Annotated in this window: 1 protein-coding gene; it reads left to right on the top strand. The window is 33.3% G+C overall.

Going from position 1 to position 255, the window contains the following annotated elements; all coding sequences use genetic code 11:
• On the top strand, window positions 1-255 hold a 255-nt coding region (locus TP70_RS10140), incomplete at both ends, for an IS3 family transposase (protein ID WP_044361432.1).

Here is a 255-nt window from a genome sequence, read left to right as displayed (position 1 = left end):
AAAAATTAATTATTCACTCAGACCAAGGGATTCACTATACATGTACATCATTTCAAGCATTAGTTAACACAAGTGGTTTAAAACAATCAATGTCTAGGAAAGGAAACTGTTGGGATAACGCGCCTCAAGAATCGTTTTTTGGTCATATGAAAGATGAAATCAAAGGGTTGAAAGATATTCATCATTTTGAAGAATTGGCAGAACTTGTAGATGATTACATTGATTACTACAATAATGACCGTTTTCAAATGGGGC

Origin of the sequence: Staphylococcus microti, from assembly GCF_000934465.1 — a bacterium.
In the GTDB taxonomy this organism is placed as follows: domain Bacteria; phylum Bacillota; class Bacilli; order Staphylococcales; family Staphylococcaceae; genus Staphylococcus; species Staphylococcus microti.
Note: the sequence above shows the minus strand (reverse complement) of the source record. Positions and strands in the feature narration are given on the sequence as shown.